Genomic DNA, 26,551 nt, shown 5'->3' with positions numbered 1-26,551 from the left:
AGGACCCGGGAAGTGTTCACCGGAATCGTCGAAGAGCTGGGTGAGGTCACCGCCGTCGAGAACCTCGGCGACGCCTCTCGTTTCCGGCTCCGCGGACCCGTCGTCACCGAGGGCGCGCAGCACGGCGACTCCATCGCCGTGAACGGGGTCTGTCTCACCGTCGTGGAACACGAGGGCGACGAGTTCACCGCCGACGTCATGGAAGAGACGCTGAAGCGTTCCAGCCTCGGCGTCCTCGCCGTCGGCTCCCGCGTCAACCTCGAACGCCCCATGGCCGTGGGCGCGCGCCTCGGCGGACACATCGTGCAGGGCCACGTGGACGGCACCGGCGAGGTGCTCGCGCGCACCCCCTCCGACAACTGGGAGATCGTCAAGGTCTCGCTCCCCGCGGACCTCTCCCGCTACGTCGTGGAGAAGGGCTCCATCACCGTCGACGGCATCAGCCTCACCGTCGTCGAGGCCGGCCCCGACCACTTCACCGTCAGCCTCATCCCCACCACCCTCGGCCTGACCACCCTCGGCCACAAGCAGCCCGGCGACCCGGTCAACCTGGAGGTCGACGTCGTCGCCAAGTACGTCGAGCGGCTGCTGGGCAGCCGGGGGGCCGACCGGTGAACCAGCTCAACTCCGAGGCGTTCGCCCTGTTCGGCCAGCACATCCTCTGGTCCGACATGATCGGCAACATCTTCGGCCTGATCGCCCTCGCCCTCGGCTGGCGCCGCTCCATGTGGACCTGGCCCGTCCAGTTCCTCGCCGGACTCGTCCTCTTCGGCGCGTTCTTCGGCCACTTGACGGGCAGCGCCGGCAAACAGGCCGTCGTCATGGTCGTCGCGCTGTACGGCTGGTGGCAGTGGAACCGCGACCGGGGCCGGGGCGCCGACGGACACGTCGTCGTCCGCTTCGCCACCTGGCGCGAGCGCGGCGCCATGCTCGCCGCCGCGGCCGCCGGAACCGTCGCCGTCGCCCTCCTCTTCACGGCGTACCCGTCCCTGTCCTGGGACCCCTGGCCCGACGCCTACATCTTCGTCGGCACCGTCGTCGCCATGTACGCGCAGGCCCGCGGCATGGTCGAGTTCTGGATCGCCTGGCTGCTCGTCGACGCCGTCGGCGTCCCCCTCAACTTCGCCAACGGCTACGCCTTCTCCGGCTTCGTCTACGTCATCTACGGCGCGCTCGTCCTGTGGGGCATGCGCGACTGGTGGCTGCGCTCCCGCGACGGCGCGCGGCCCGTCCTGGAAGGAGCGCCCGCATGACAGCGGCATCGATCCTCTACGGCACACCCCTCGACGACCTCGGCCTCGACCCCGTCGAACAGGCCGTCGCCGACATCGCCGCGGGCCGCCCCGTCGTGGTCGTCGACGACGAGGACCGCGAGAACGAGGGCGACCTCGTCATCGCCGCGGAGAAGGCGACCCCCGAGATCGTCGCCTTCATGATGAGCGAGTGCCGCGGTCTGATCTGCGCGCCCATGGAGGGCGACGAACTCGACCGGCTGCGGCTCCCGCAGATGGTCGAGGACAACACCGAGTCCATGAAGACCGCGTTCACCGTCTCCGTCGACGCCTCGCCCGCCCACGGCGTCACCACCGGCATCTCCGCCGCCGACCGCGCCACCACGCTCAAGGTCCTCGCGGGCGGCACCGCCGAACCCGGAGACCTCGTGCGCCCCGGCCACGTCTTCCCGCTGCGCGCCCGGCCCGGCGGCGTCCTCGTGCGCAACGGCCACACCGAGGCCGCCGTCGACCTCGCCCGCCTCGCGGGACTGCGCCCGGCCGGCGCCATCGTCGAGATCGCCGGCGAGGACGGCCACATGCTGCGCCTGCCCGAACTCGTCCCGTTCGCCCGCAAGCACGGCCTGACGATCATCTCCATCGAGGACCTGATCGCCTACCGCCGCGCCCGCACGGTCCCGACCCCGCTCGACCAGACGGAGCCCGCGGCCCCGTCCGAGCCCGTCGTGCTCCGCGAGGCCGAGGTCAACCTGCCCACCGAACACGGCACGTTCACGGCCTACGGCTACCGCTCCACCACCGACGGCGTCGAACACGTCGCCCTCGTCCACGGCGACCTCGGGGACGGCGAGGACGTCCTGGTCCGCGTCCACTCCGAATGCCTCACCGGCGACGTCTTCGGCTCCTCCCGCTGCGACTGCGGCCCCCAGCTCGACGCCTCCCTGGCGCGCGTCCAGGAGGAGGGCCGCGGCGTCGTCGTCTACCTGCGCGGCCACGAGGGGCGCGGCATCGGACTGCTGTCCAAGATGCGGGCGTACGAACTCCAGGAGCGCGGCCGCGACACGCTCGACGCCAACCTCGAACTCGGCCTGCCCGCGGACGCCCGCGACTACGGCGCCGGCGCGCGCATCCTCGCCGACCTCGGTGTGCGCAGCGTGCGCCTGATGACCAACAACCCCGCCAAGACCGACGCCCTGCTGCGCCACGGCCTCAAGGTCACCGGCCGGGAGCCGATGGCCGTCGAGGCCGGCGAGCACAACCTCCGCTACCTGCGCACCAAGCGGGACCGGATGGGCCACGACCTGCCCTGGCTGGACACCGAAGCGGTGTCCGCCTGCGCCAACCAGTAGACACGAAGCACGGAAGCACGAAGGAGAGACGTGAGCGGCAAGGGTGCACCGGAACTGTCCGTACGGGACGCGCGGGACCTCAGGGTCGCCGTCATCGCGGCACAGTGGCACGAGAAGGTGATGGACGGCCTCGTCGACGGCGCCCTGCGCGCACTGCGCGACCTCGGCATCGACGAGCCGACCCTGATCCGGGTCCCCGGCAGCTTCGAACTGCCGGTCGCCGCCAAGGTCCTCGCCGGGCGCGGCTACGACGCGGTGGTCGCCCTCGGTGTCGTCGTGCGCGGCGGGACCCCGCACTTCGACTACGTGTGCCAGGGCGTCACCCAGGGCCTCACCCAGGTCTCCGTCGAGACCGGCGTCCCGGTCGGCTTCGGCGTCCTCACCTGTGACACCGAGGAGCAGGCCCTCGACCGGGCCGGTCTGCCCGGCTCCACCGAGGACAAGGGCCACGAGGCGGTCACCGCCGCCGTGTCCACGGCGGTCACGCTCCGCTCGGTGTCCGAACCCTGGCGCTGAGGTACCGGCCGGACCGCGTAGGGTAAGGACCACCATGTCCAAGAAGACGTTCGAGGAGCTCTTCACCGAGCTCCAGCACAAGGCCGCCCACGGCGATCCCGCCTCCTCCCGCACCGCGGAACTGGTCGGGAAGGGCGTCCATGCCATCGGCAAGAAGGTCGTCGAAGAGGCCGCCGAGGTCTGGATGGCCGCCGAGTACGAGGGCAAGGAAGCGGCCGCCGAGGAGATCTCGCAGCTGCTCTACCACGTCCAGGTGATGATGGTCGCCCGCGGCATCACCCTGGACGACGTCTACGCCCACCTCTGAGCCGTACCCCCGCACCGCCCGCACCGAGAAGCCAGAACGAGCAAAGGAAGCCGACCTCATGCTGCGCATCGCCGTCCCCAACAAGGGTTCCCTGTCCGGCCCTGCGGCGGACATGCTGCATGAGGCCGGCTACCAGCAGCGCCGCGAGTCCAAGGAACTGCGCATCGTCGACCCGGCGAACGAGGTCGAGTTCTTCTACCTCCGCCCCCGCGACATCGCGATCTACGTGTCCTCCGGGCGGCTCGACATCGGCATCACCGGCCGCGACCTGCTCATCGACTCCGGCGCCAACGCCGAGGAGATCCTGCCCCTCGGCTTCGCCCGCTCCACCTTCCGCTACGCCACCAAGCCCGGCACGGCCGGCGGCGTCGCCGACCTCGACGGCAAGACGGTCGCCACCTCCTACGAGGGCATCGTCGCCAAGCACCTCGCCGACAACGGCATCGACGCCTCCGTCGTCCACCTCGACGGCGCCGTCGAGACGGCCATCGAACTCGGGGTCGCCGAGGTCATCGCCGACGTCGTGGAGACCGGCACCTCGCTGCGCAACGCCGGCCTGGAGGTCATCGGCGAGCCCATCATGCGGTCCGAGGCGATCGTGGTCCGCCGCACCGGCGCGGACACCGAGGCGCCCAAGGTCGAGCAGTTCCTGCGCCGCCTCCAGGGCGTCCTGGTGGCCCGGACGTACGTGATGATGGACTACGACTGCCGCGCCGAGCACCTCGAAGCGGCCGTCGCCATCACCCCCGGCCTCGAAGGCCCCACCATCTCCCCGCTGCACAACGAGGGCTGGGTCGCCGTGCGCGCCATGGTCCCCGCCAAGGACGCGCAGCGCATCATGGACGACCTCTACGCCATCGGCGCCCGCGCCATCCTGACCACGGCCATCCACGCCTGCCGCCTCTGAGGGACCGCACGACCATGTCGGACCTGCCCGACCTCCCCGCCCTGCCCGTCACCTTCCGGCCGGGCCGCACCCGCGCCGTGCTGCTCACCGCGGGCGTCGTGATCTTCCTGGTCGTCTCCGGGGTCGCGATGCTCCTGGAGCAGCTCGGCCCGGGGGAGCGGCTCAGCTTCGTCGTCACCGGGGCCCTGATCCTGTGGGTGCTGGCCCAGCTCGCCCGGGTGAGGGTCGTCGCCGACGAGACCGGGGTCACCGTCGTCAACATCGTGAGCCGCAGACGGCTGGAGTGGGCGGAGATCCTTCAGGTGAACCTGCGCGCCGGCGACCCCTGGGTGTTCCTCAACCTCAGCGACGGCACCAGCCTGCCCGCGCTCGGCATCCAGCCGGGCATCGCCCGGGAGCGCGCCGTCGCCGACGCCCGGGCCCTGCGCGCCCTCGCCGAGGCCCGCTCGATCGGGGACCCGGAGCGGCCCCGCGGCTGAGTGTGGCGGTGGCCACTCTGCCCTCCGGGCCCCTGTCTTGATTAACCTGTTGGCGGAGGCGTTCGCACGACGCCTCCGCCTCTGTCGTCCCGCCGGCCCTCAGAGGCTTCCTGCTACCCGAGGAGTGATTCCCTCCAGCGATGGACGGATCGTCCTGTAGTACCTGCGCCGCCCCCTCCCGACATACCGAGGCGGCGGCATCATGACCACCCCGTTGCTGCTGCTCGCAGCCGCCTTCGTGCTGATCCTCGCCAACGGCTTCTTCGTGGCGGCCGAGTTCGGCCTCGTCACCGTCGAACGCGCCGACGCCGAGAAGGCCGCGGCCGAGGGCGACAAACGTGCCCGTACGGTCGTCGAGTCCCTCAAGGAGCTGTCCTTCCAGCTCTCCGGGACCCAGCTCGGCATCACCATCACCTCCCTCGTCGTCGGCATGCTCGCCGAACCCGCCCTCGCGCGGCTGCTGTCCGGCCCGTTCGCCGCGATCGGCATTCCCGACGGCGCCGTCTCCGGTGTCGCCGTGGTCGTCGGCATGCTGCTGGCCTCCGCGATCCAGATGGTCGTCGGCGAACTCGTGCCCAAGAACTGGGCGGTGTCCAAGCCGCTGACCGTGGCCCGCTTCGTCGCCGGCCCCCAGCACCGCTTCGCCCTGCTGTTCCGCCCGGTGATCGCCGCGCTCAACACGGTCGCCAACCGGCTGGTGCGCGCCCTGGGCGTGGAGCCCGCCGAGGAACTGGCCTCCGCCCGCACCCCGGGCGAACTGGTCTCCCTGGCCCGCCACTCCGCGCGGGCCGGCGCCCTGGAGCAGGACACGGCGGACCTGTTCGTGCGGACGCTCTCCCTGGGCGAGCTGACCGCGCAGCACGTCATGACCCCACGCGTGAAGGTCAGCGCCCTCCAGGCGTCCGCGACCGCCGAGGATGTCGTCAACCTCACGAGGGCCACCGGACTGTCCCGCTTCCCGGTCTACCGGGACAAGATCGACGAGATCGTCGGCATGGCCCACCTCAAGGACGCCCTGGCCGTCCCGGTGCACGACCGGCTGCGCACCCCCGTCGGCCGGATCGCGCACCCGGCGCTGCTCGTCCCCGAGACGCTGCCCGTGCAGCCCCTGCTGGCCCGGCTGCGCAGCGAACAGCCCATCGCGGTCGTCGTCGACGAGTACGGCGGCACGGCGGGCGTGGTCACCCTGGAGGACATCGTCGAGGAACTCGTCGGCGAGGTCCGCGACGAGCACGACGGCCAGGACCTCCCCGAACTCGCCGTGGCCCCGCCGGAGGACGGCAGGCCCGCCTGGGACGTGGACGGCGGCTGCCGCGTCGACGTCCTCAAGCGGATAGGTCTTGAGGTGCCCGAGGGGCCGTACGAGACCGTCGCCGGCCTCGTCGCTGATCTCCTCGGCCGCATCCCGGCCCCCGGCGACCGGGCCGAGCTGCCCGGCTGGCGGCTGTCCGTGCGCCAGGTCGGCCACTACCGCGCCGAGCGCGTCCGGCTCGTGCGCACCGCCCCCGTGGCCCCCGTCCCGGAGGCGGTCCGATGAGCCTGCTCCAACTCGTCTTCGCCGCGCTCCTGGTGCTCGCCAACGGCTTCTTCGTGGGCGCCGAGTTCGCCCTCGTGTCGGTGCGCCGCAGCCAGATCGAACCGCTCGGCACCGCCCGGGCCCGCCAGGTGCTGTACGGCCTGGAGCGGCTGCCGCAGATGATGGCCGCGGCCCAGTTCGGCATCACCGTGTGCTCCCTGACGCTGGGCGCGGTCGCCGAGCCGACCGTGGCGCACCTGCTGGAGCCGGTGTTCGAGTGGATGCATCTGCCTGAGGGCATGATCCACCCCCTCGGGTACGTCATAGCCCTCGCCGCGGTGGTCTTCTTCCACCTGGTCATCGGTGAGATGGTGCCGAAGAACCTGGCGATGGCCGCGCCGGAGAAGGCCGCGCTGTGGCTGAGCCCCGGCCTGGTCGCCTTCGCCCGGCTGTGCCGGCCGATCACCGTGGCGCTCGGCGCCTGTGCCCAGGGCATCCTGCGGCTGTTCCGCGTGGAGCCCAAGGACGAGGTCGAGGCCGTCTTCACAAGTGAGCAGCTCAACCGCCTCGTGGAGGACTCCGGCCAGGCCGGCCTGCTCGGCCCGGAGGAGCAGGAGCGCCTGGAGGACGCACTGGAGCTGGGCTCGCACCCGGTCACCGACGTGCTCCTCAAGCGCGAGTCGCTGGTGACGGTGCCGCCGTCGGTGACACCGGGCCAGATCGTCGAGCTGACCGCCCGCACCGGCTACTCCCGTTTCCCGGTGGCGACGGAGAAGGGCGCCTTCATGGGCTATCTGCACGTGAAGGACGTCCTCGACCTGGAGGACTCGCAGCGGGCGGTGCCGCAGCAGATCTGGCGCCCCATGACGACGCTGCGCGCCGAACTCCCGCTGGACGACGCCCTCACGGTGATGCGCCGGGCGGCCACCCACCTGGCCCAGGTCGCCGACGCCTCCGGCCGGGTGCTCGGCCTGGTCGCCCTGGAGGACGTCCTGGAACTGCTGGTCGGCGAGGTCACGGACCCGGCCCACCGCGACGCGCCGGTACCGCGGGTCGCGGAGCCGAGATCGAGCGGGGAGCCGGAGCAGGCCCTCGCGGGCTGAGCGCCGCGGGGACGGGGGCCGGGCAGGGGAGGACACGCGCGGATCCGGGCGCCGGGGGAGGGCACGGCTGCGGCCCGCGCCCGGCGGCGCCCGGAGTGCGGCGGCGACACCGTCCACGCCGACGGTCCGGTCGCCGCCGCTCGGTCGCCGCCCGCGGTCACACTCCCGGCGGGTCCTGCGGCCCCCGGCCCGACAGGACCTCCCCGTACGCCTGCATGAGATCGGGCAGCCGCAGCGTCGCCAGGTCGTCGCGGGTCAGCAGGCCCGGATAGCCCGACAGCCGCAGATCGCGGTACGCGCAGCTCTTCTCGTACAGCGTGCGCAGGAACCGCCCGTTGCCCAGCTCGTCGATCCACCCCTGGTCGACCACGTGCCCGGCGATGGAGCGCAGCTCGTCCAGCGCCTCCTCGTCCCACGCGTCCCCGTTCTCCGCGGCGAGCACCTCACCGATCGAGGTCAGCTCCAGCGGCCGGTACGAGGGGAAGTCGACGCGGGTCGTGAAGCGGGACGACAGACCGGGATTGGCGGCCAGCAGCCGGTCCATGCCCTCGGGGTACCCGGCGAGGATCACCACCAGATGGTCCCGGTTGTCCTCGGCCCGCTTCAGCAGCACCTGCAACGCCTCGTCCCCGTAGGCGTCCCCCTTGCCGTACCCGGAGTTGGACAGCGAGTACGCCTCGTCCACGAACAGCACCCCGCCCAGCGCGGAGTCGATCAGCTCGTTGGCCTTCACCGCGGTCTGCCCCAGGTACTCCCCGACCAGGTCCGCCCGCTGCGCCTCCACGAGGTGGTCGCCGCCGAGCAGCCCCAGGGCGTAGAAGACCCGGCCGAGGATGCGGGCCACGGTGGTCTTGCCGGTCCCGGACGGCCCGGAGAAGACGAAGTGGCGCTTGGGCGGCTGGACGGGCAGCCCCTGACCGGCCCGCAGCCGGGCCATGTTCAACTGTGCGGACAGCGCCTTGACCTGGCGCTTCACGGGCTCCAGCCCGACCATGCGCTCCAGTTCGGCGAGCGCCTCCTCGAGTAACGCGGCATCGGTCGGCCCGGGCGGCAGCGGTGAGGGCACGATCAGCTTCTCGCGCACCGCGGGATCGGGCACCGGCGGCAGGGACCCCACGGGCGGCAGATCGGTCTCGGGCAGCCGCAGATCACGGCCCTCGGTGCCGAACAGCGGATCGAGGGCGTCCGGGCCGTCCACGGTGTCCCCGGCCCCGCTGAGGGTGATCGCGGCGAGGTCGGCCGTGTCGTCGTAGCCGTCGCCCTCGGCGATCGCGGCGAGCCGGGCCGCGGTGTCCATGAACGCCGCGTCCACGCGGTGCACGGCCCGGTAGAGGGGGAGGGCGGCGGCGCTGCGGCCGGTGCCCTCGTGCGCCCGCGCCAGCCAGTAGCGCAGTTCCTTGCGCTGCGGCTGCTCGCTGCGGCAGCGCATCAGGGCCGCCGCGAGCAGCGGTTCGGCCTGCCCGTACATCTCCAGCCGGACCCGCGCCATGCCGCCGAACAGTCCCGCCTCGATGCCCAGCAGGGCGTCGTTGATCAGCGAGTCGGTGTGCCGGACCAGCTGTTCCCAGTCCTTGACGAGATAGGCCCGGCAGGCGTGCAGAAAGCGGACCTGCGGATCGGTGTCGATCGGCGGCAGCCCGGCGAGCGCCCGGTCCAACTCCGGCACGTGTCGTCCGTCGAGCCAGTGGGAGGCGTGCGCCAGCAGCAGGTCGCGCGGGTTCTCCAGCACCGGCTGCACCCACCAGCCCAGCCAGTACCAGGAGTTCAGCGAGCGGCGGTGCCGGGCGCGCTGTTCGCCGAAGCGGTCGCGGTGCCGGAACATCCGCAGCAGCGCGGTCGTCGTGTCGATGCGCAGCGCGTGCAGCCCGAGCCAGGCGTCGGCCATCCCGGGATCCATCCGCACCGCGGCGCGGAACTCCTCCTCCGCCTGCGGATAGGCGCCCATCGTGTAGGCGTCCACGCCTCGCAGCCAGGCGAGGTCGGCCGGGGCCTCGGGGCCCTGCGTGCCGAAGTCCATCACGTCCCCCACAAACCGTGCCCCCGTGGTTCGCCGCCGGGCGGTCCCCGACGGCCACCTTGGTCGAACCGCTGTGCCGCGGACCGGAGTTGCAGGTGCGCTGAGCAGCCGTCCGAAGGTCGCACCGAGGGCATCGTACCTGTGGGGTGGACGTGCACCGAAGGGGTGTCACAGGGGCCGTTCGAGGAGCTGGGAGCAGACGGGGCGCACAGGGATCGGTGACCGAGGGTGAACGGATCGGTGCGCGCGGCGCCCGGGAATGTGTGCCGGGGCAGAACGAAGCCCCCGATCACGGGGGAACAACCGGGGGCTTCGCGTTTCTGGGCGGTTCCAAGCAACCGCTCATTCAGAACGTAAGTCCTGTACGGCCCCCGGGTCAAGCCGAGTTGGAGCGCCGGACCAACTTCTCACGCGGGAGTCTTCACAAGTTCAGCACACAGCGGACGGTCCATCACGGTGGGTGACATCTTGGTCCGGTCCAGGCGTTCTCCCGGGTCCCGGCAGCACCTCGTACCCCTCCCGTGACCGCACCACCAGATCGTCGGCGTACGGCCGTGCGGGGTCCGTGGCGAAGTGCCTGCGTTCCGCCTCGACCCATTCGTCCCAGAACTCCCGCAGTTCCGCGCCGTCCCGCAGCCGTCCCCGCGCCCACGACTCCTCGGGCGGCAGGTCCAGCCACAGCAGCCGCGCCAGGTGCGGGCGCAGCGCGCGGCGGCCCGCGCCGACGCCCTCGACCAGGACCACCGGCGCGGGCGGCAGTTCCCGGGGCGGGCCGAAGCGCCGCGCGTGCCAGTCGTACGGCTCGTAGGCGGCGCCCGCACCGCGGGCGAACGGCTCGATCACCTGGGTGAGCAGCCGGTCGGTCCAGGCGAAGAGCGCGTCATGACTGGCGATGTCGTCGAGGTGCAGCACCGGCGCCCCGTCCAGCGCCGCCGCCAACCGCCCGGCGAACGTGGACTTCCCGGAGCCCGCGTGCCCGTCCACCCCGATCAGCCGGACCGGCCCGCAGGACGGAGCGAGCCGGCGCAGCCGGGCGGCGAGGGCGTGCATGGCGGATCCCGGGGGTGTGAGGGGCGAGAAGCGAGGACGGTGTGACCGCGCGGGATTCTAGTGCCCCGGCAGGCGAGGTCCGCCCCGTGACGGTCTCCGGTGGCGGGGACACGGGCGCGTGGTGTCGTGCGCGGGTCCGCCGCAGGTGGCACCAGTGGACGAGACCAATATTGCCGGGCGTGGCATCCGCCGAAGTGCTGGCAGGGCCATGCCGCCTGCCGCATAGTTGGCGCACGACCGCACGGCGGGCGAGCCGCGGGGACACCGGAGCGCGTCCCCGGCGCGAACCGCCGCGCACCGGACCCGACTCGGACCCCTGGGGGTACCCGCGCCCATGAGCAGAGCCGAACAGCCGTCCCGCAGAACCGTCCTGGCCGCCGCGGTCGCCGCGGCCGTGGCCGGCGGCACGGGACAGGCGTCCGCCGCCACCGCTTCCGACGCCGACGACCCCGACACCGCCCGCCCCGTCGACAACCGCGCCTGGACCACGTACACGGACTGGTGCACCGGCAGCGCCCAGGGCGTCCGCGCCCACGCGGGCCCGCGCCCCGGCGCGGTGATCGCCGCTCCGGCGGGCACCACCGACTACACCGATCCGCACACCGGCACCACCGCCACCTGGGAGTACGCGACCTGGACCTCACCCGTGCACCGGCTGCGGGTCCCCGCCACCGAGGTCGTCGCCTCCTGGAACGCGCACACCCCGGCCGGCACCTGGCTCCAGGTCGAACTGTCCGGGACGTACTCCGACGGCACCGCCACCCCCTGGTACGTGATGGGCCGCTGGGCGGCCGGCGACCAGGACATCAAGCGGACCTCGGTGGACGGCCAGGGCGACGGCAGGAGCAGCATCTGGACGGACACGTTCGCGATCGACGACGCGAGCACCGGTCTGCGCCTGGTGTCGTACCGGCTGCGCCTGACCCTCCACCGCCGGCCGGGCACCCGGCTCACCCCGACCGTGTGGCGGCTGGGCGCGATGGGCTCGGACGTTCCCGACCGCTTCACCGTCCCCGCCTCCACGCCCGGCCTCGCCGAGGAACTGGTCGTCCCGCGCTACTCGCAGGAGATCCACACCGGCCAGTACCCGGAGTACGACAACGGCGGCGAGGCGTGGTGCAGCCCCACCTCCTCGCAAATGATCATCGAGTACTGGGGAGGCCGGCTCACCCCCGCGCAACTGTCCTGGGTGGACCCGGCCTACGCCGACCCGCAGGTCGACCACGCGGCCCGCTTCACCTACGACCACCAGTACGAGGGCTGCGGCAACTGGCCGTTCAACGCGGCCTACGCGGCCACCTTCGACGGCATCCAGGGCGTGGTCACCCGCCTCGGCTCGCTCACCGACCTGGAGACGCTGATCGCGGCCGGCATCCCGGCCATAACGTCCCAGTCGTTCCTGGCGAGCGAGCTGACCGGCGCCGGTTACGGCACCTCCGGCCATCTGATGACCGTGATCGGCTTCACCGCCGAGGGCGACGTGATCGCCAACGACCCGGCCTCGCCCGACGACGAGGCGGTACGGCGCGTCTACCGGCGGCGCGAGTGGGAGAACATCTGGCTCAGGACGAAGCGGTACAACGCGAGCGGCGGGGTCTCCTCGGGCACCGGCGGCGTCTGCTACCTCTACTTCCCCGCCCGTCCGACCCCGCGCCAGCGCAGGGCGCTCGCGGCGGTGGGCGTGCGCTGAAGCGGCCGGCCGCGATCCCCGGGCGGGACCGGGGGTCGCGGCCCGCGAGCCCTGTGACCAAGGTCTCCGCCACAAATGGCGCCCACGGTGGCAAGGTGGACGAACCGGTGGGGGGAGTCCACCCGTACAGCGACCTCAGCGAGACACCATGACCGCACAGTCAGCCACCGCCGTCCGCACCCGTACCGGCGGCCCCCGGGACGAGACCCCGAAGATCCTGGAACACGTCCTCGGCTGGACCCTCGTCGTGGTCGTCGCGATGCTCGTCACCCAGCTCGGTCTGCTCTGAGCGGCCCGTCCGAACGCCCGGTCCGGCACCGGATCACATGAGGACGTTCTGACATACTGCGGATGTCCCGCCGCCCGTTGAGACCAGGGTGTAAATCGAATATGAGGCAACAGCCCGCCGTCGTCCGCCCCCGGGCGCGCGGCACCGAGCGCTCCACGGCACGCCGCGCCGAACTCATCGCCATCGGGCGGAAGTTGTTCGCCGACACGTCCTACGACGCGCTCTCCATGGACGACATCGCCCGACAGGCCCATGTCGCCAAGGGGCTGATCTACTACTACTTCCAGTCCAAGCGCGGCTACTACCTGGCGATCATCCAGGACTCGGTGGCCGACCTGGTCTCCTTCGCCGCGAGCGGTGTCGAACTGCCCGCCGTGAACCGCGTGCAGCGCACCATCGACAGCTATCTGCGCTTCGCCGAGCACCACCAGGAGGCGTACCGCACCATCGTCAGCGGCGGTGTCGGTTTCGACGCCGAGGTGCACGCCATCCGGGACGGTGTGCGCGAGGCGATCGTGTCGACCATCGCCGAGGGCGCCTACGGCCGCAGCGACATCTCCCCGCTGGCCCGCATGGGCCTGCTGTCCTGGGTGTGCAGCGTGGAGGGCTCCACACTGGACTGGATAGGCACCCCCGGGCTCTCCCGGGACACCATGCGCGAACTGCTGGTCCGCACGCTCGGCGGGGTCCTGCGCGCCATCGAGGAGCTGGACCCCGCCCACCGGGCGCCCGGGGCGGCCCGCCGCGAGGGGTGACGGCGGGGCGGAGGCGTCACGCCCCCGCCCCGGTCGGTCCGTCCGTGCCCAGCTGAGCGCTCAGTTGATCGCCTTGATCAGCTCGCCATTGGCGGTGTCCCCGCTCAGCTCCCAGAAGAACGTCCCGCCCAGACCCTGCTGGTTCTTGTACGTCATCTTGGTCGTGATGGTCGCCGGGGTGTCGTAACTCCACCATTCGCTGCCGCACTTGGCGTACGCGGTGCCGCCCACCGTGCCGGTCGCCGGGCACTTGGTCTTGAGCACCTTGTAGTCGTCGATGCCCTGCTCGAACGTCCCCGTCGCCGGGCCGGTCGCCGAGCCGCCGGGCGCGGCCTGCGTGACACCGGTCCAGCCGCGTCCGTAGAAGCCGATGCCGAGCAGCAGCTTCGAGGCGGGGATGCCGAGACCCCGGAGCTTGGCGATCGTCGCCGAGGAGGTGTTCTCCGCCTTCGGGATGCCGGTGTACGAGTTCAGCGGCGAGTGCGGGGCCGTCGGGCCGGCCGCGTCCCAGGCGCCGAAGTAGTCGTACGTCATCGGGTTGTACCAGTCGACGTACTGCGCCGCGCCCGCGTAGTCGGCGGCGTCGATCTTGCCGCCGGCGGTGGCGTCCGCGGTGATCGCCGCGGTGACCAGGGAACTGCTCCCGAACTTCGAACGCAGCGCGGACATCAGGTTCTTGAAGGCCGCCCTGCCGCTGGTGTCACAGGTGTTGCCGCAGGCGTTGGGGTACTCCCAGTCGATGTCGATGCCGTCGAAGACCCCGGCCCACTTGGGGTTCTTGACCAGGTCGTAGCAGGACTGGGCGAACGCGGCCGGGTTCTTCGCCGCCTCGCCGAAGCCGCTCGACCAGGTCCAGCCGCCGAAGGACCACAGCACCTTCAGACCCGGGTGCTTCTTCTTCAGCTTGAGCAGCTGGTTGAAGTTGCCGCGCAGCGGCTGGTCCCAGGTGTCGGCCACGCCGTCCACCGACTCGGCGGCGGTGAAGGCGCGGTCGGTGGCCGGGTAGACGTCGCCCATCGCGCACTTGCCGCCGGTCACGTTGCCGAAGGCGTAGTTGATGTGGGTCAGCTTGGCCGCGGAGCCGGACGTCTCGACGTTCTTGACGTAGTACTTGCGGTCGTACGTGCCCCATTCGGTGAAGTAGCCCACCACCTTCGAGCCGGCCGCGGCGGCCCGGGGCGCGGTCTTCTCGGGCGCGGCGGCCGTGGCGGACGCCGTACCTGCGCCGGCCAGCAGGCCCGCGCCGAGGACGGCGCAGCACGCGGCGGACAGCAGCGCACGCAAGCGCCTGGTGGGACTGGACATGTGCATCGGGTGTCTCCTCGTGGGGGAGAGGGGAACGCGCGCCGATTGGCATGAACGCGGTCAAGGCGTGATCCGAGAGCGTAGGAGGACTAGACCACTCAGGTCAATGGTTCGGACCAATTTCGAGGGCGGGCGGGGCGGCGGGAACAGGGGGAGCGAGGCGGCGGGAATTTAGCCGAAGTAAGCGGTCGTTAACGGGTTGATTGTTATACTCACAGCGCAGAGCCGCTGGTCAGCAGCTTCCGAGACCCGGGAGCGCCTACCGGCAGGACCTCACAGGACCAGGCGGCGCCGCCTCCCACCCGAGAGGCGCACGTCAGCCGATGTGCCCGACACAGGGAGGAACCGTGGCCATGTCCGACCGCGCCCCGCAGGCGGTGGAACGTCAGCTGCCCACCGACGAGGCCAGGGATCTGATGGCCCTCGTCCGCGACATCGCCCAGCGCGAGATCGCCCCCCGCGCCGCCGAGGAGGAGGACGCCGGCCGCTTCCCGCGCGAGGTGTTCACCCTGCTGTCGGAATCGGGACTGCTCGGCCTGCCCTACGACTCCGAGCACGGCGGCGGCGACCAGCCGTACGAGGTCTACCTCCAGGTCCTGGAGGAGCTGGCCGCGGCCCGGCTCACCGTCGGCCTCGGCGTGAGCGTGCACACCCTCGCCTCCTACGCGCTGGCCGCGTACGGCACCAAGAAGCAGCGGGTCGAGCATCTGCCCGCGATGCTCGGCGGCGGTCTGCTCGGCGCCTACTGCCTCTCCGAGCCCTCCTCCGGCTCCGACGCCGCCTCCCTGCGCACCCGGGCCGTCCGGGACGGTGACGAGTGGGTCATCACCGGCACCAAGGCGTGGATCACCCACGGCGGCATCGCCGACTTCTACACCGTCATGGCCCGCACCGGGGGCGAGGGCTCCCACGGGATCACCGCGTTCCTGGTGCCCGGCGACGCCGAGGGGCTGAGCGGCGCGGCGCCCGAGAAGAAGATGGGCATGAAGGGCTCGCCCACCGCCCAGGTCCACTTCGACGGCGTCCGGGTCCCCGACGAGCGCCGGGTGGGGGAGGAGGGGCAGGGCTTCGCCATCGCCCTGGCCGCCCTCGACTCCGGGCGGCTCGGCATCGCCGCCTGCGCGATCGGGCTGGCCCAGGCGGCGCTCGACGAGGCGGTGGCCTACGCCGCCGGACGCCGGCAGTTCGGGCGGCCGATCTCCGACTTCCAGGGCCTGCGCTTCATGCTGGCCGACATGGCGACCCGGATCGAGGCCGGCCGGGCGCTCTACCTCTCGGCGGCCCGGCTGCGCGACGCGGGCCGGCCGTTCTCCCGGCAGGCGGCGATGGCCAAGCTGCACTGCACCGACGCGGCGATGCAGGTGACCATAGACGCCGTCCAGATACTCGGCGGCTACGGCTACACCACCGACTTCCCGGCCGAGCGCTACATGCGCGAGGCCAAGGTGCTCCAGATCGTCGAGGGCACCAACCAGATCCAGCGCATGGTCATCGCCCGTCACCTGCTGGGCCCCGAGGCTCGCTGATCCCGTTCACGACGTCCTGGAGGGCCGTCGCCAGCCCGGCCCACTCCGGGTCGTGACCGGGCAGGGCGCGGCCCCGGTCGGCCCAGGTGCGCAGCAGCGCCCGGTAGATGGGCGGGTCCTGCTGCGTGAGCGGCTGAACCGATTCTGCGGAGGCGGGGCCGGGGGTGAGGCCGGGTGTGAGGGCGGGCACGCGGACGAGGAGCTGACGCCCGGTGGCCGAGTACGTGGGGGCCATGCCTGGGCAACGCGCACGCGCCGCGCCAGGTCACCCCTCCGGGGAATCGGGCGTGCGTTCACCGGCGCCCCCGGCCGGGGCCCCGCGGGCATGCCGAACCCGCACCATGGCGTTCCGCGGCCGTGGTGCGGGGAGGAGTGCGAAGGCGAAGGGGCCGAACGAGCCGGGCCGACCGCGAGCGAGCGAGGGCCGGCCGGGAGCGGGGGCCGGCCGCGAGCGACGGCTCAGGCGGCCTGGCGGCGCATCTCGGGGACGCGCATCGGGCGCGAACCCGGGCCGCCCACGTGCGAGAAGGGCTGCGTCCGCCAGTTCAGACCCTGCGGAAGGGTCAGCAGGAGGGCGGTGTCCTGTTCCTGCGGCTCGAAGGACTCGTCGGCCGACCGGGCCTCGGTCGCCCAGCGGCCCGTACCGGCGCAGACCGTGAGACCGAACGGGTTCCACGGCGAGGCGCACAGCGCGTGCTCCGGCAGGACGTCCTCGTCCGCCAGCAGCGCGATGGGCTGCACACAGTCCGGGCAGATCACCCGGTACATCTCGAACGTGTCGTAGGCGTCGAACTCGTCGCCGTCGTAGGCGTCGGGTTCGACGCCCTCCGGCTCGGGCACGACGACCGGCTGCTGCCGCTTGGCCGTGGTACGACCAGGGCGCTTAAGACTCTGCATGGGATTCTCCCCCTCGGGCTGGGCCGTAAGGCACTGCGGCCTCGACCACAGCAAGCACTTCCCGTCCCGATTCACGGGTAATCACGGGAGCATTACGGAGCCCGTTCGGGGGCTGTGGCGTTCGTCACATGCCGTGCGCAGGTGCCCGGTGCGGCTGTTTTGTCCCTCCCCGAGGGCCGCCGACGGCCCCCGGACACATCACGAACCGGGTATGACCTGCGTTGCTCGGGTATCCGGGGAGATCAAGCGCACTGTAGGTTTTGGCGCCATGGAGGAGCTGGACCGTCAAATCGTGCAGCTGCTCGTCAAGGACGGGCGGATGAGCTACACAGACCTGGGCAAGGCCACGGGGCTGTCCACGTCGGCCGTGCACCAGCGGGTGCGCCGGCTGGAACAGCGCGGCGTCATCCGCGGTTACGCCGCGGTCGTCGACCCCGAGGCCGTCGGGCTGCCCATGACGGCCTTCATCTCGGTGAAACCGTTCGACCCCAGCGCCCCCGACGACATCGCGGACCGGCTCGCCGACGTCCCCGAGATCGAGGCGTGCCACAGCGTCGCCGGCGACGAGAACTACATCCTCAAGGTCCGGGTGGCCACCCCGCACGAACTGGAGGAACTCCTCGGCCGGCTGCGGGCGTTGGCGGGTGTGTCCACCCGTACGACGGTCGTGCTGTCCACGCCGTACGAGGCCCGGCCGCCCAAGATCTGACGTCCCGGGCGGCATCGGCGCGACATCGGCCCGCCCCAGGTGACCGGCGCCCTCCGGCGCGCGAGAGACTGTCGGACATGAGCGAGCGCCTCCCCGACCCCAAGACCGTCCTCCTGCGCCGCGGCGAGGTCCACAGCCCCGCCGACCCCTTCGCCACCGCGATGGTCGTGGAGCGGGGCCAGGTCGCCTGGGTCGGCTCCGAGGGCGCCGCCGACGCGTTCGCCGACGGCGTCGACGAGGTGATCGACCTCGACGGCGGCCTGGTCACCCCCGCGTTCACCGACGCCCACGTGCACACCACGTCGACCGGGCTCGCCCTGACCGGCCTCGAACTGTCCGACGCCCCCTCCCTCGACGCCGCGTTGGCCCGCGTCCGCGCCTTCGCCGCCGCCCGCCCCGACGACCGGGTCCTGCTCGGCCACGGCTGGGACGCCGCCCGCTGGCCCGGCGGCCGCCCGCCGACCCGCGCCGAGCTCGACGAGGCCACCGGCGGCCGGCCGCTCTACCTCTCCCGCATCGACGTCCACTCCGCCGTCGTCACCACGGCCCTGCTCGACCTCGTGCCGGGGGACGTCGACCGCGCCGACGCCCCGCTCACCCGCGACGACCACCACACCGTGCGCGCCGCCGCGTTCGCCGCCGTCACGCCCGCCCAGCGCGCCGAGGCCCAGCGCACCGCCCTCGCGCACGCCGCCTCCCTGGGCATCGGCACCGTCCACGAGTGCGGCGGGCCGCAGATCTCCTCCGAGGACGACTTCACCGGCCTGCTGCGCCTCGCCCGCGAGCTGCCCGGCCCCCGGGTCGTCGGCTACTGGGCCGAGCAGGACGTGGACCGGGCACGCGAACTGGGCGCCGCCGGAGCCGCGGGCGACCTCTTCGTGGACGGCGCCCTCGGTTCCCACACCGCCTGCCTCCACGAGCCGTACGCCGACGCCGGCCACACCGGCACCGCCTACCTCGACGCGGACGCCGTCGCCGCCCACGTCGTCGCCTGCGCCGAGGCGGGCCTCCAGGCCGGCTTCCACGCGATCGGCGACGCCGCCGTGACCGCCGTCACCGAGGGCGTGCGCGCCGCCGCCGAGAAGATCGGCCTCGCCCGCGTCCGCGCCGCCCGCCACCGCGTCGAGCACGCCGAGATGCTCACCCCCGAGACCGTCGCCGCCTTCGCCGAGCTCGGCCTCACCGCCTCCGTCCAGCCCGCGTTCGACGCGCGGTGGGGCGGTGCGGACGGCATGTACGCCGACCGGCTCGGCGCCGCCCGCGCCCGCACGCTGAACCCCTTCGCGGCCCTGCTGCGGGCCGGGGTCCCGCTGGCGTTCGGCTCCGACAGCCCGGTGACCCCGCTCGACCCGTGGGGCACCGTCCGCGCCGCCGCCTTCCACCGCACGCCCGAGCACCGCGTCTCCGCGCGGGCCGCCTTCACCGCGCACACCCGCGGCGGCTGGCGGGCCGTCGGCCGCGACGACGCGGGCGTCCTGGTCCCCGGGGCGCCCGCGGACTACGCCGTGTGGCACACCGGCGAACTCGTCGTCCAGGCCCCCGACGACCGGGTCGCGCGCTGGTCGACCGACCCCCGCTCCGGCACCCCCGGCCTGCCCGATCTCACCCCGGGCCGTGACCTGCCGGTCTGTCTGCGCACGGTGGTCGGTGGACGGACGGTGTTCGTACGGCCGGGCGAGTGATCTCCGGGAACGGCGCGGTGACGCTCCCCGGCCGCCGCCCCGTCGCGCGACCTGCGCATCCTCCGCCCCGACCTGCGCTTCGACACCGTCCGCGCAGGTCAAACGGCTGTTGACAGGCGACGGCAGGGGGCGGGTAGGTTCGGCCGAGTCCACCACCGGACGCCCGACCGGGGAGCCTCGCGCACTCGTCGCAGCGCCGCTGGGTCAGGGACGGGGCGCCCCACCGGCGTACCGTCGCCGGGAGCCAGGCTCAGCGCCCGCGCCGACGGGGAACGTTCCGGCCGGTCGGGGAGGTGTGACCCGGGTGGGGCCCGGACGTTCAGTAGACAACGGCTCTCGGTCGATCCGCAGCCAGCGGGTCCCAGGTCGGCCCGAAGGACGCCGGGCCCCCATCCGCAGCTCCACCGGCCGGAAACCGCTGTCTCACCAAGCTCTTGTCCGATCGACACCGCCATAGGACCGTGCTGTCAGGTCTTGGCAGACCGCGACCACTATGGTGGTCCCCTGCGTACACACACGAAGGGGCAGCAGTGAACGACGGCGACGGGACCCCCGCGGCACAGAAGCGGGCCACGCGGTTCGGCCCTCTCGGCACCGCCTTGGTGATCATCCCGACCTACAACGAGGCCGAGAACATCGCGTCCATCGTGGGCCGGGTGCGCGAGTCCGTCCCCGAGGCGCACGTCCTCGTGGCCGACGACAACAGCCCCGACGGCACGGGAAAGCTCGCCGACGAGCTGGCCGCCGCCGACGACCACGTCCACGTCCTGCACCGCAAGGGCAAGGAGGGCCTCGGCGCCGCCTACCTCGCGGGCTTCCGCTGGGGCCTGGACAACGACTACGGCGTGCTCGTCGAGATGGACGCCGACGGCTCCCACCAGCCCGAGGAACTGCCCCGGCTGCTGACCGCGCTCAAGAACGCCGACCTGGTGCTCGGCTCCCGCTGGGTGCCCGGCGGCCGGGTGGTCAACTGGCCCAAGAGCCGGGAGGCCATCTCCCGGGGCGGCAGCCTCTACTCCCGGCTCGCGCTCGACCTGCCCCTGCGCGACATCACCGGCGGCTACCGGGCCTTCCGCCGCGAGACCCTGGAGGGCCTCGGGCTCGACCAGGTCACCTCGCAGGGCTACTGCTTCCAGGTCGACCTGGCCCGCCGCGCGGTCAAGGCCGGCTTCCAGGTCGTCGAGGTGCCCATCACCTTCGTCGAACGCGAACTCGGTGACTCCAAGATGAGCCGCGACATCCTGGTGGAGGCCCTGTGGCGGGTCACCGCCTGGGGCGTGGGGGAGCGGGTCGGCAGAATCACGGGCAAGGGCGGACAGCCCTGACCCCCCGGACGACCGCCGACGGCACCCGCACGACGGGTGCCGTCGCTTCGTGGTGATCGTCCCCCTTATCCCGCACTGAGCCGGAGCCAGGCACACTGGGGTCATGACGACTGGCGCTCCGCCCCCCTCGCCCTCCGCCCGGCCCCGGCGCTCCCGGCTGCGCAGGTTCCTGCCGCTGGGGATCGCCGTCTGGCTGGTGCTGGAGATCTGGCTGCTGACCCTGGTCGCGGGCGCGGCGGGCGGGTTCGCCGTCCTCCTGCTGCTCGTGGCCGGGTTCGTGATCGGCTCCGTGGTCGTCAAGCGGGCCGGTCGCCGGGCCTTCCGCAGCCTCAACGAGGCGTTGCAGCGCGGCGGTTCGCCCGAGAGCGGCGGCGGCAACGGCTTTCTGATGCTGGCGGGCCTGCTGCTGATGATCCCCGGTGTGATCTCCGACGCGGTCGGTCTGCTGCTCCTGGTCCCGCCGCTGCGGAAGGCGCTCGGGCGCTACACGGAACGGGCCGTCGACCGCACCCTGCGCCGCGCCACCCCCGGCTCCTTCGGCGACGCCTTCCAGCAGGCCCGCATTCACCGGCCCGACGGGAAGGTCGTCCAGGGTGAGGTCATCAGGCACGACGGCCCCGGGCCCGGGGACGCCCCGCACGAGGGGCGCCCGCCGCTGACCCGGTGACCGACGGGGCGGACCGGTGACCTGACGGGCCGGCCGCGCCGCGTCGGGATGTCGTGAAACCGCGGGCGCCGTACGTCGGCCTTGACGTACGGCGCCCGCGGTTACTTTGTTCGGGTGTGGTGCCTGCCGGGATCGCGCTACGCGCTCTTGCGACTGTCCCGGGGGTGAACCGCGATGTTCATCGCCCCGGAGCGCAGAACGGCCAGCCGCTCCTCAAGGACCTCTTCGAGCTCCTCGCGGGTGCGCCGCTCCATCAGCATGTCCCAATGCGTACGCGCCGGCTTGGCCTTCTTCTCCTCAGGGCCGTCACCGTCCACCAGGAGTGCCTGGGCACCGCAGACCTTGCACTCCCACTCCGGCGGGATCTCCGCCTCGACCGAGAAGGGCATCTCGAAGCGGTGCCCCTTCTCGCATGCGTACTCCACGGCCTGGCGCGGAGCCAGGTCGATGCCGCGGTCCGTCTCGTAGCTGGTCACCACGAGGCGCGTACCGCGAAGAGCTCGCTCACTCATGAATCGTGCCTCCCGGGCTTGTCGCCCACAGGACAGGTGTCGCTGTCGTCGTCATCCGGTCAACGTCCGGTCGGCGGTAAAGATTCCCGTTCCGAGTCCCGTTCCGGGTCATGCGTCGCCGTCGTAGCCGCCCCTTGTTGTACCCACCGGCGCCCGGTTTGTCACATCTGCTAGCAGATGTCACCCAGCGTTTCGGCATCTTTGACGCGCAGTAACGGTACGCCTGGCAGGCCAAACGCGTACACTACCGCCCTTTCGTGTTGAGCGCTAAATCAACGCTAGATCCTGTCGGGCACCGGATTGCCCGCCGCACCGACCGCCCGCCGCACCGGAACCCGCGCGAGCAGCACGAACCCGATGACGAAGAAGGCCACCAGCGAGATGATGGCAGACCGATAACTACCGGTCACCTGGTACGTGACGCCGAAGAGCAGCGGGCCGAGCCAGCTCATCCCGCGGTCGCTCACCTCGTACGCCGAGAAGTACTCCGCCTCCTTGCCCGGCGGCACCAAGTGGGAGAAGAGGGAGCGGGACAGCGCCTGGCTGCCGCCGAGGACCAGTCCGATCCCGGCGGCCAGCACGAAGAACCAGACCGGGGCCTTCGCCGGCAGGAAGTACCCGGCCGCGAGCGTGACCGTCCAGGCGACCAGCGATCCCAGGATCGTGCGCTTCGCGCCGTAGATCCTGGCCAGCCGCCCCATGCCGAGCGCGCCCGCCACGGCCAGCATCTGCACCAGCAGCACGGCGACGATCAGCGTCGACTGCCCGAGGCCCAGTTCCTCCGAGCCGTAGACGGACGCCTGTGAGATCACGGTCTGGATGCCGTCGTTGTAGACGAGGTACGCCAGCAGGAAGGCGAGCGTCAGCGGGTGGCGGCGCATGTCGCGGACGGTCGCCGCGAGCTGCCGCAGACCGGGCGCCGTCGCCCCGGTGCCCGCGGTCCGCCGGTCGCGCAGCCGCTTCAGCGGGACCAGCGCGAACGCGCCCCACCACAGACCCGCCGACGCCAGGCAGATCCGCACCGCCGCCGACTCGGACAGCCCGAAGCCGTCGTGCCCGGAGTAGAGGACCAGGTTGACGACCAGCACCAGGGACCCGGCGGCGTAGCCGAGGGCCCAGCCGCGGGAGGAGACCGCGTCGCGCTCCTCGGGCGGCGCGATCTGCGGCAGATAGGAGTTGTAGAGCATCATCGCCACGGACTGGGCCGCGTTCGCCACGACCAGCAGCAGCCCGCCGAGCAGGTAGCGGTCGCCGTCGAGGAAGAACATGGCCGTCGTCGCGGCGGCACCCGTGTACGCGGCCGCCGCGAGCAGCGGCTTCTTGCGGCCGGTGCGGTCGGCCGCACTGCCCACCAGGGGCATCACCACGATCGCGACGATCACCGACAGGGACACGGAGTAGGCGAAGAACGACCCCGCCCGCACCGGTATGCCCAGCGGGTGGACGAACCCGTCCGCGTCCGCCGCCGACTCCGCGACCGAGGTCAGATAGGGACCGAGGAACACGGTCAGCACGCTCGTCGAGTAGACGGAGCACGCCCAGTCGTAGAAGTACCAGCCGCGCTGCTCGCGCCGCCGCTGCGCGGCCTCGTCGTCCGCCCCCGCCCGCACGGTATCGGTCCCCACCCGTGCCCCGCCTTCCCCGCCGTCGGTGCCGTGCGCGTCCGGTCCGGGTGCCGGGGCGGTCAGGCCCAGACGCCCCGGTCCTCCATGACCTTGCGCAACGTGTCGATGTGATCGGTCATGATGCCATCCACGCCGAGGTCCAGCAGCCGGTGCATCCGCTCGGGTTCGTTGATCGTCCACACGTGCACCTGCAACCCGCGCGCGTGGGCGGCCCGCACGAAGCGCGCGTCGACCACCGGGACGCCCGACTGCGACTCCGGCACCTGCGCGGCGACGGCCGAGCGGCGCACGGAGGCGGGCAGGCCCCACGAGCGCAGCCGCAGGCTGAGGACACCGCGGGTGCCGAACGAGGTGGCGAGGCGCGGCCCGGCCAGCCGCTGGGCGCGCAGCACCCGGGCCTCGGAGAAGGAACCGACGCACACCCGGTCGTAGGAGTCGGTGCGCTCGATCAGGTCGAGCAGGGGCCGCAGCGCCGGCTCCGCCTTGATGTCCACGTTCCAGCGCACCTCGGGGAACGTCTCCAGGAGCTCCTCGAACAGCGGCACCGGCTCCCGGCCGCCCACCCGCGCCCGCGCCACCACGTCCCACGGGAGGTCGCCGATCCGGCCCGCGCCGTCGGTGACCCGGTCCAGGGTCTCGTCGTGGAAGGCGACCAGCCGGCCGTCCGCCGTGGCGTGCACATCGGTCTCGATGTAGCGGTAGCCCAGGCCGACCGCGCGCCGGAACTGCGCCTCGGTGTTCTCCAGCCCGTCGGCGGCCCCGCCCCGGTGGGCGAAGGGGATGGGACCGGGGTGGTCGAGGTACGGATGGCGTCCGGGCGTCGTGCTCACGGATGCAGTATCGCCCGTCCGGGTGACCCGGCGGCAACGGCGGCGCTGCCGTCCGATGCCCGCGGGGCGGCGAACACGCGCAGGAAGAGCTGGGCGAGCGGTCCGATGGACAGCGCGTACAGCAGGGTGCCGACGCCGAGGGTGCCGCCCAGGACGAAGCCGGTGACGACGACCGCGATCTCGACGGCCGTGCGCATCAGCCGGATCGAGCGTCCGGTACGGCGGTGCAGCCCCGTCATCAGACCGTCGCGCGGGCCGGGACCGAAACGCGCGCCGATGTAGAGCCCGGTGGCCGCCCCGTTGAGCACGACGCCGGACAGCAGCAGGGGCACCCGCACGGCGAGGGAGCGCGTGTCGGGCAGGAGCGCGAGGGTGCCGTCGAGGGCGAGGCCGACGACGAAGACGTTGGAGACCGTGCCGAGGCCGGGCCGCTGGCGCAGCGGGATCCACAGCAGCAGCACCGCCGCGCCCACGACGATGGAGACGACCCCGATGCTCAGCCCGGTCAGCTCGGCGAGGCCCTGGTGCAGCACGTTCCAGGGCTCCAGCCCGAGATCCGCCCGGACGAGCAGCGCGGAGCTGGCCCCGTAGAGGACGAGCCCGGCGTACAGCATGATCAGACGCCGCCCGAGACGTCCCTGTGCGGACATGGACATACCCCCCTGGTGGTCAATGTGGACCGGCGCATGTCACTCTGTGGCTCGGGAAGGAACGCCATCCATGGCCAATTCCGGGAAGGTGGACTGATCTGCATGGCGCAGTGGACCTCGGCGGTGGGCGCGGCCCAGCTCGCCCGGCTGCTCAACTCCCAGCAGGAGCGCCCCGCCGGCCCCGGCACCCGCCGTCCGCCCGCCTACCGCGCGCTCGCCGACGGCATCCGGCTGCTGGTCCTGGAAGGACGGGTGCCCGTGGCCGCGCGGCTGCCCGCCGAACGCGAACTCGCGCTCGCGCTGTCCGTCAGCCGCACCACGGTGGCCGCCGCCTACGAGGCGCTGCGCGCCGAGGGCTTCCTGGAGTCCCGGCGCGGCGCGGGCAGCTGGACCGCCGTTCCCGCGGGCAATCCGCTGCCCGCCCGCGGCCTCGAACCGCTGCCGCCCGAGGCGCTCGGCTCGGTGATCGACCTTGGCTGCGCCGCCCTGCCCGCCCCCGAACCCTGGCTCACCCGCGCCGTCCGGGGCGCGCTGGAGGAACTGCCGCCGTACGCTCACACGCACGGCGACTACCCGGCCGGGCTGCCGGCGCTGCGCGCGATGATCGCCGAGCGCTACACCGCGCGCGGCATCCCCACCATGCCCGAGCAGATCATGGTGACGACGGGTGCCATGGGCGCCATCGACGCGATCTGCCACCTCTTCGCGGGCCGCGGCGAGCGTGTCGCCGTCGAGTCGCCCTCGTACGCCAACATCCTCCAGCTGATGCGGGAGGGCGGGGCCCGGCTGGTGCCGGTCGCGATGGCCGAGGGGCTCTCCGGCTGGGACCTGGACCGGTGGCGGCAGGTCCTGCGGGAGTCCGCGCCCCGTATCGCCTATGTCGTCGCCGACTTCCACAACCCCACGGGGGCGCTCGCCGACGAGGACCAGCGGCGGCGGCTGGTGGACGCGGCACGCGCCGCGGGCACGGTGCTGGTCGCCGACGAGACGATGAGCGAGCTGTGGCTTGAGGACGACGTCGAGATGCCGCGCCCGGTGTGCGGCTTCGACCCGGCGGGGTCCACGGTGATCACGGTCGGCTCGGCCAGCAAGGCGTTCTGGGCGGGCCTGCGCATCGGCTGGGTGCGGGCCGCCCCCGATGTGATCCGCAGCCTGGTCGCCGCCCGCGCCTACGCCGACCTGGGCACGCCCGTCCTGGAGCAGCTGGCCGTGAACTGGCTGTTCAGCACGGGCGGTTGGGAGCAGGCGGTGGATCTGCGGCGGGCCCAGGCGCGGGAGAACCGGGACGCCCTGGTGGCCGCCGTACGGCGTGAGCTGCCCGGCTGGGAGTTCGAGGTGCCGCGTGGCGGGCTCACCCTGTGGGTGCGCGCGGGCGGTCTGTCGGGCTCGCGGCTGGCCGAGGCGGGGGAGCGGGTCGGGGTGCGTGTGCCGTCCGGGCCCCGCTTCGGCGTCGACGGCGCCTTCGAGGGGTACGTGCGGCTGCCGTTCACGGTGGGCGGGGCGGTGGCCGAGGAGGCGGCGGTCCGGCTGGCCGCCGCGGCCCGCCTGGTCGAAACGGGCGCGAGCGGGGCGACGGAGGCCCCGCGCACCTTCGTGGCCTGAGCCTCCGAGGG

General features: G+C 72.6%; 27 protein-coding genes. 18 read left to right on the top strand and 9 right to left on the bottom strand.

Going from position 1 to position 26,551, the window contains the following annotated elements; genetic code table 11:
- The first annotated feature begins 12 nt into the window (after positions 1-12).
- The 9 genes from AB0F77_RS07010 to AB0F77_RS06970 all read left to right on the top strand — a co-directional run bounded on the left by AB0F77_RS07010 (position 13) and on the right by AB0F77_RS06970 (position 7,409).
- A complete protein-coding gene (locus AB0F77_RS07010; protein WP_361942730.1) occupies positions 13-615 on the top strand; it encodes a riboflavin synthase in 603 nt (200 codons plus the stop codon).
- Positions 612-1,253: a nicotinamide mononucleotide transporter family protein gene (locus tag AB0F77_RS07005; RefSeq protein WP_361942727.1), complete on the top strand. Its 642-nt coding sequence runs from the start codon at positions 612-614 to the stop codon at positions 1,251-1,253. Before AB0F77_RS07010 ends, AB0F77_RS07005 begins: the two co-directional genes overlap by 4 nt.
- Complete coding sequence (locus AB0F77_RS07000; protein WP_361942724.1) at positions 1,250-2,581, top strand: bifunctional 3,4-dihydroxy-2-butanone-4-phosphate synthase/GTP cyclohydrolase II; 1,332 nt, start codon at positions 1,250-1,252, stop codon at positions 2,579-2,581. Before AB0F77_RS07005 ends, AB0F77_RS07000 begins: the two co-directional genes overlap by 4 nt.
- A 30-nt stretch (positions 2,582-2,611) precedes the next feature.
- Positions 2,612-3,097 carry a 6,7-dimethyl-8-ribityllumazine synthase gene (ribH, locus tag AB0F77_RS06995; RefSeq protein ID WP_361942721.1) on the top strand — a complete coding sequence of 162 codons (486 nt, stop codon included), beginning with the start codon at positions 2,612-2,614 and terminating at the stop codon, positions 3,095-3,097.
- Positions 3,098-3,131: 34 nt separating this feature from the next.
- Entirely contained in the window at positions 3,132-3,404 is a 273-nt protein-coding gene (locus AB0F77_RS06990; protein WP_361942718.1) for a phosphoribosyl-ATP diphosphatase, read from the top strand.
- Between the two features lie 58 nt (positions 3,405-3,462).
- The gene (gene hisG, locus AB0F77_RS06985) at positions 3,463-4,311 is read left to right on the top strand and encodes an ATP phosphoribosyltransferase (RefSeq protein ID WP_361942715.1); all 849 of its coding nucleotides are present in this window, start codon (positions 3,463-3,465) and stop codon (positions 4,309-4,311) included.
- Between the two features lie 23 nt (positions 4,312-4,334).
- Positions 4,335-4,790 carry a PH domain-containing protein gene (locus AB0F77_RS06980; RefSeq protein ID WP_361943473.1) on the top strand — a complete coding sequence of 152 codons (456 nt, stop codon included), beginning with the start codon at positions 4,335-4,337 and terminating at the stop codon, positions 4,788-4,790.
- A 202-nt stretch (positions 4,791-4,992) separates the two neighbouring features.
- Positions 4,993-6,327 (top strand): hemolysin family protein, encoded by a 1,335-nt coding sequence (locus AB0F77_RS06975; protein WP_361942712.1) that lies wholly within the window; start codon positions 4,993-4,995, stop codon positions 6,325-6,327.
- Entirely contained in the window at positions 6,324-7,409 is a 1,086-nt protein-coding gene (locus AB0F77_RS06970; RefSeq protein ID WP_361942709.1) for a hemolysin family protein, read from the top strand. The genes AB0F77_RS06975 and AB0F77_RS06970 overlap by 4 nt, the downstream gene beginning before the upstream one ends.
- A 157-nt stretch (positions 7,410-7,566) precedes the next feature.
- Here the strand turns inward: AB0F77_RS06970 and AB0F77_RS06965 are convergent, their stop codons facing one another.
- Together AB0F77_RS06965 and AB0F77_RS06960 are read right to left on the bottom strand one after the other, a co-directional pair.
- A complete protein-coding gene (locus AB0F77_RS06965) occupies positions 7,567-9,426 on the bottom strand; it encodes an AAA family ATPase (RefSeq protein ID WP_361942706.1) in 1,860 nt (619 codons plus the stop codon).
- A gap of 429 nt (positions 9,427-9,855) precedes the next feature.
- Complete coding sequence (locus tag AB0F77_RS06960; RefSeq protein WP_361942703.1) at positions 9,856-10,476, bottom strand: hypothetical protein; 621 nt, start codon at positions 10,474-10,476, stop codon at positions 9,856-9,858.
- 334 nt (positions 10,477-10,810) lie between these two features.
- Here AB0F77_RS06960 and AB0F77_RS06955 point away from each other — a divergent pair, with 334 nt between their 5' ends.
- The 3 genes from AB0F77_RS06955 to AB0F77_RS06945 all read left to right on the top strand — a co-directional run bounded on the left by AB0F77_RS06955 (position 10,811) and on the right by AB0F77_RS06945 (position 13,210).
- Positions 10,811-12,166 (top strand): peptidase C39 family protein, encoded by a 1,356-nt coding sequence (locus tag AB0F77_RS06955; RefSeq protein ID WP_361942700.1) that lies wholly within the window; start codon positions 10,811-10,813, stop codon positions 12,164-12,166.
- Between the two features lie 148 nt (positions 12,167-12,314).
- Positions 12,315-12,455 carry an SCO1431 family membrane protein gene (locus AB0F77_RS06950; RefSeq protein WP_361942697.1) on the top strand — a complete coding sequence of 47 codons (141 nt, stop codon included), beginning with the start codon at positions 12,315-12,317 and terminating at the stop codon, positions 12,453-12,455.
- A 101-nt stretch (positions 12,456-12,556) separates the two neighbouring features.
- On the top strand, positions 12,557-13,210 hold the full coding sequence (locus AB0F77_RS06945; protein WP_361942694.1) for a TetR/AcrR family transcriptional regulator: 654 nt from the start codon (positions 12,557-12,559) through the stop codon (positions 13,208-13,210).
- A 60-nt stretch (positions 13,211-13,270) separates the two neighbouring features.
- On the opposite strand, the gene AB0F77_RS06940 is transcribed toward AB0F77_RS06945, so the two are convergent.
- Entirely contained in the window at positions 13,271-14,521 is a 1,251-nt protein-coding gene (locus AB0F77_RS06940; protein WP_361942691.1) for a glycoside hydrolase family 18 protein, read from the bottom strand.
- A 347-nt stretch (positions 14,522-14,868) separates the two neighbouring features.
- Here AB0F77_RS06940 and AB0F77_RS06935 point away from each other — a divergent pair, with 347 nt between their 5' ends.
- Complete coding sequence (locus AB0F77_RS06935) at positions 14,869-16,041, top strand: acyl-CoA dehydrogenase family protein (protein WP_361943470.1); 1,173 nt, start codon at positions 14,869-14,871, stop codon at positions 16,039-16,041.
- Here the strand turns inward: AB0F77_RS06935 and AB0F77_RS06930 are convergent.
- The gene (locus AB0F77_RS06930) at positions 16,004-16,276 is read right to left on the bottom strand and encodes a hypothetical protein (RefSeq protein WP_361942688.1); all 273 of its coding nucleotides are present in this window, start codon (positions 16,274-16,276) and stop codon (positions 16,004-16,006) included. The genes AB0F77_RS06935 and AB0F77_RS06930 overlap by 38 nt on opposite strands.
- Positions 16,277-16,500: 224 nt before the next feature.
- Positions 16,501-16,938, bottom strand: a complete 438-nt coding sequence (locus AB0F77_RS06925; RefSeq protein WP_361942685.1) for a hypothetical protein — start codon at positions 16,936-16,938, stop codon at positions 16,501-16,503.
- Between the two features lie 268 nt (positions 16,939-17,206).
- Between AB0F77_RS06925 and AB0F77_RS06920 the strand changes: the two genes are divergently transcribed.
- From AB0F77_RS06920 to fxsA, 4 genes are all read left to right on the top strand, one after another.
- Positions 17,207-17,647 (top strand): Lrp/AsnC family transcriptional regulator, encoded by a 441-nt coding sequence (locus tag AB0F77_RS06920; protein WP_361942682.1) that lies wholly within the window; start codon positions 17,207-17,209, stop codon positions 17,645-17,647.
- A 77-nt stretch (positions 17,648-17,724) separates the two neighbouring features.
- Complete coding sequence (locus tag AB0F77_RS06915) at positions 17,725-19,329, top strand: amidohydrolase (RefSeq protein ID WP_361942679.1); 1,605 nt, start codon at positions 17,725-17,727, stop codon at positions 19,327-19,329.
- Positions 19,330-19,859: 530 nt separating this feature from the next.
- Positions 19,860-20,654 (top strand): polyprenol monophosphomannose synthase, encoded by a 795-nt coding sequence (locus AB0F77_RS06910; RefSeq protein WP_361942676.1) that lies wholly within the window; start codon positions 19,860-19,862, stop codon positions 20,652-20,654.
- A gap of 103 nt (positions 20,655-20,757) precedes the next feature.
- The gene (fxsA, locus tag AB0F77_RS06905) at positions 20,758-21,321 is read left to right on the top strand and encodes an FxsA family membrane protein (RefSeq protein ID WP_361942673.1); all 564 of its coding nucleotides are present in this window, start codon (positions 20,758-20,760) and stop codon (positions 21,319-21,321) included.
- 137 nt (positions 21,322-21,458) lie between these two features.
- Here the strand turns inward: fxsA and AB0F77_RS06900 are convergent, their stop codons facing one another.
- The 4 genes from AB0F77_RS06900 to AB0F77_RS06885 all read right to left on the bottom strand — a co-directional run bounded on the left by AB0F77_RS06900 (position 21,459) and on the right by AB0F77_RS06885 (position 24,938).
- Positions 21,459-21,833, bottom strand: a complete 375-nt coding sequence (locus AB0F77_RS06900; RefSeq protein WP_003977404.1) for an RNA polymerase-binding protein RbpA — start codon at positions 21,831-21,833, stop codon at positions 21,459-21,461.
- A 278-nt stretch (positions 21,834-22,111) separates the two neighbouring features.
- Positions 22,112-23,458: an MFS transporter gene (locus AB0F77_RS06895; RefSeq protein ID WP_361942670.1), complete on the bottom strand. Its 1,347-nt coding sequence runs from the start codon at positions 23,456-23,458 to the stop codon at positions 22,112-22,114.
- Positions 23,459-23,517: 59 nt separating this feature from the next.
- Positions 23,518-24,288 carry a glycerophosphodiester phosphodiesterase gene (locus AB0F77_RS06890; RefSeq protein WP_361942668.1) on the bottom strand — a complete coding sequence of 257 codons (771 nt, stop codon included), beginning with the start codon at positions 24,286-24,288 and terminating at the stop codon, positions 23,518-23,520.
- Positions 24,285-24,938 carry a hypothetical protein gene (locus AB0F77_RS06885; RefSeq protein WP_361942665.1) on the bottom strand — a complete coding sequence of 218 codons (654 nt, stop codon included), beginning with the start codon at positions 24,936-24,938 and terminating at the stop codon, positions 24,285-24,287. The genes AB0F77_RS06890 and AB0F77_RS06885 overlap by 4 nt, the downstream gene beginning before the upstream one ends.
- 102 nt (positions 24,939-25,040) lie before the next feature.
- Here AB0F77_RS06885 and AB0F77_RS06880 point away from each other — a divergent pair, with 102 nt between their 5' ends.
- Complete coding sequence (locus AB0F77_RS06880) at positions 25,041-26,540, top strand: PLP-dependent aminotransferase family protein (RefSeq protein WP_361942662.1); 1,500 nt, start codon at positions 25,041-25,043, stop codon at positions 26,538-26,540.
- Positions 26,541-26,551: the final 11 nt, after the last annotated feature.

Origin of the sequence: Streptomyces sp. NPDC026672 (assembly GCF_040638185.1) — a bacterium.
GTDB lineage: Bacteria > Actinomycetota > Actinomycetes > Streptomycetales > Streptomycetaceae > Streptomyces.
The sequence above is the reverse complement of the archived record's forward strand: the minus strand, read 5'-3'. Positions and strand labels throughout refer to the sequence as shown.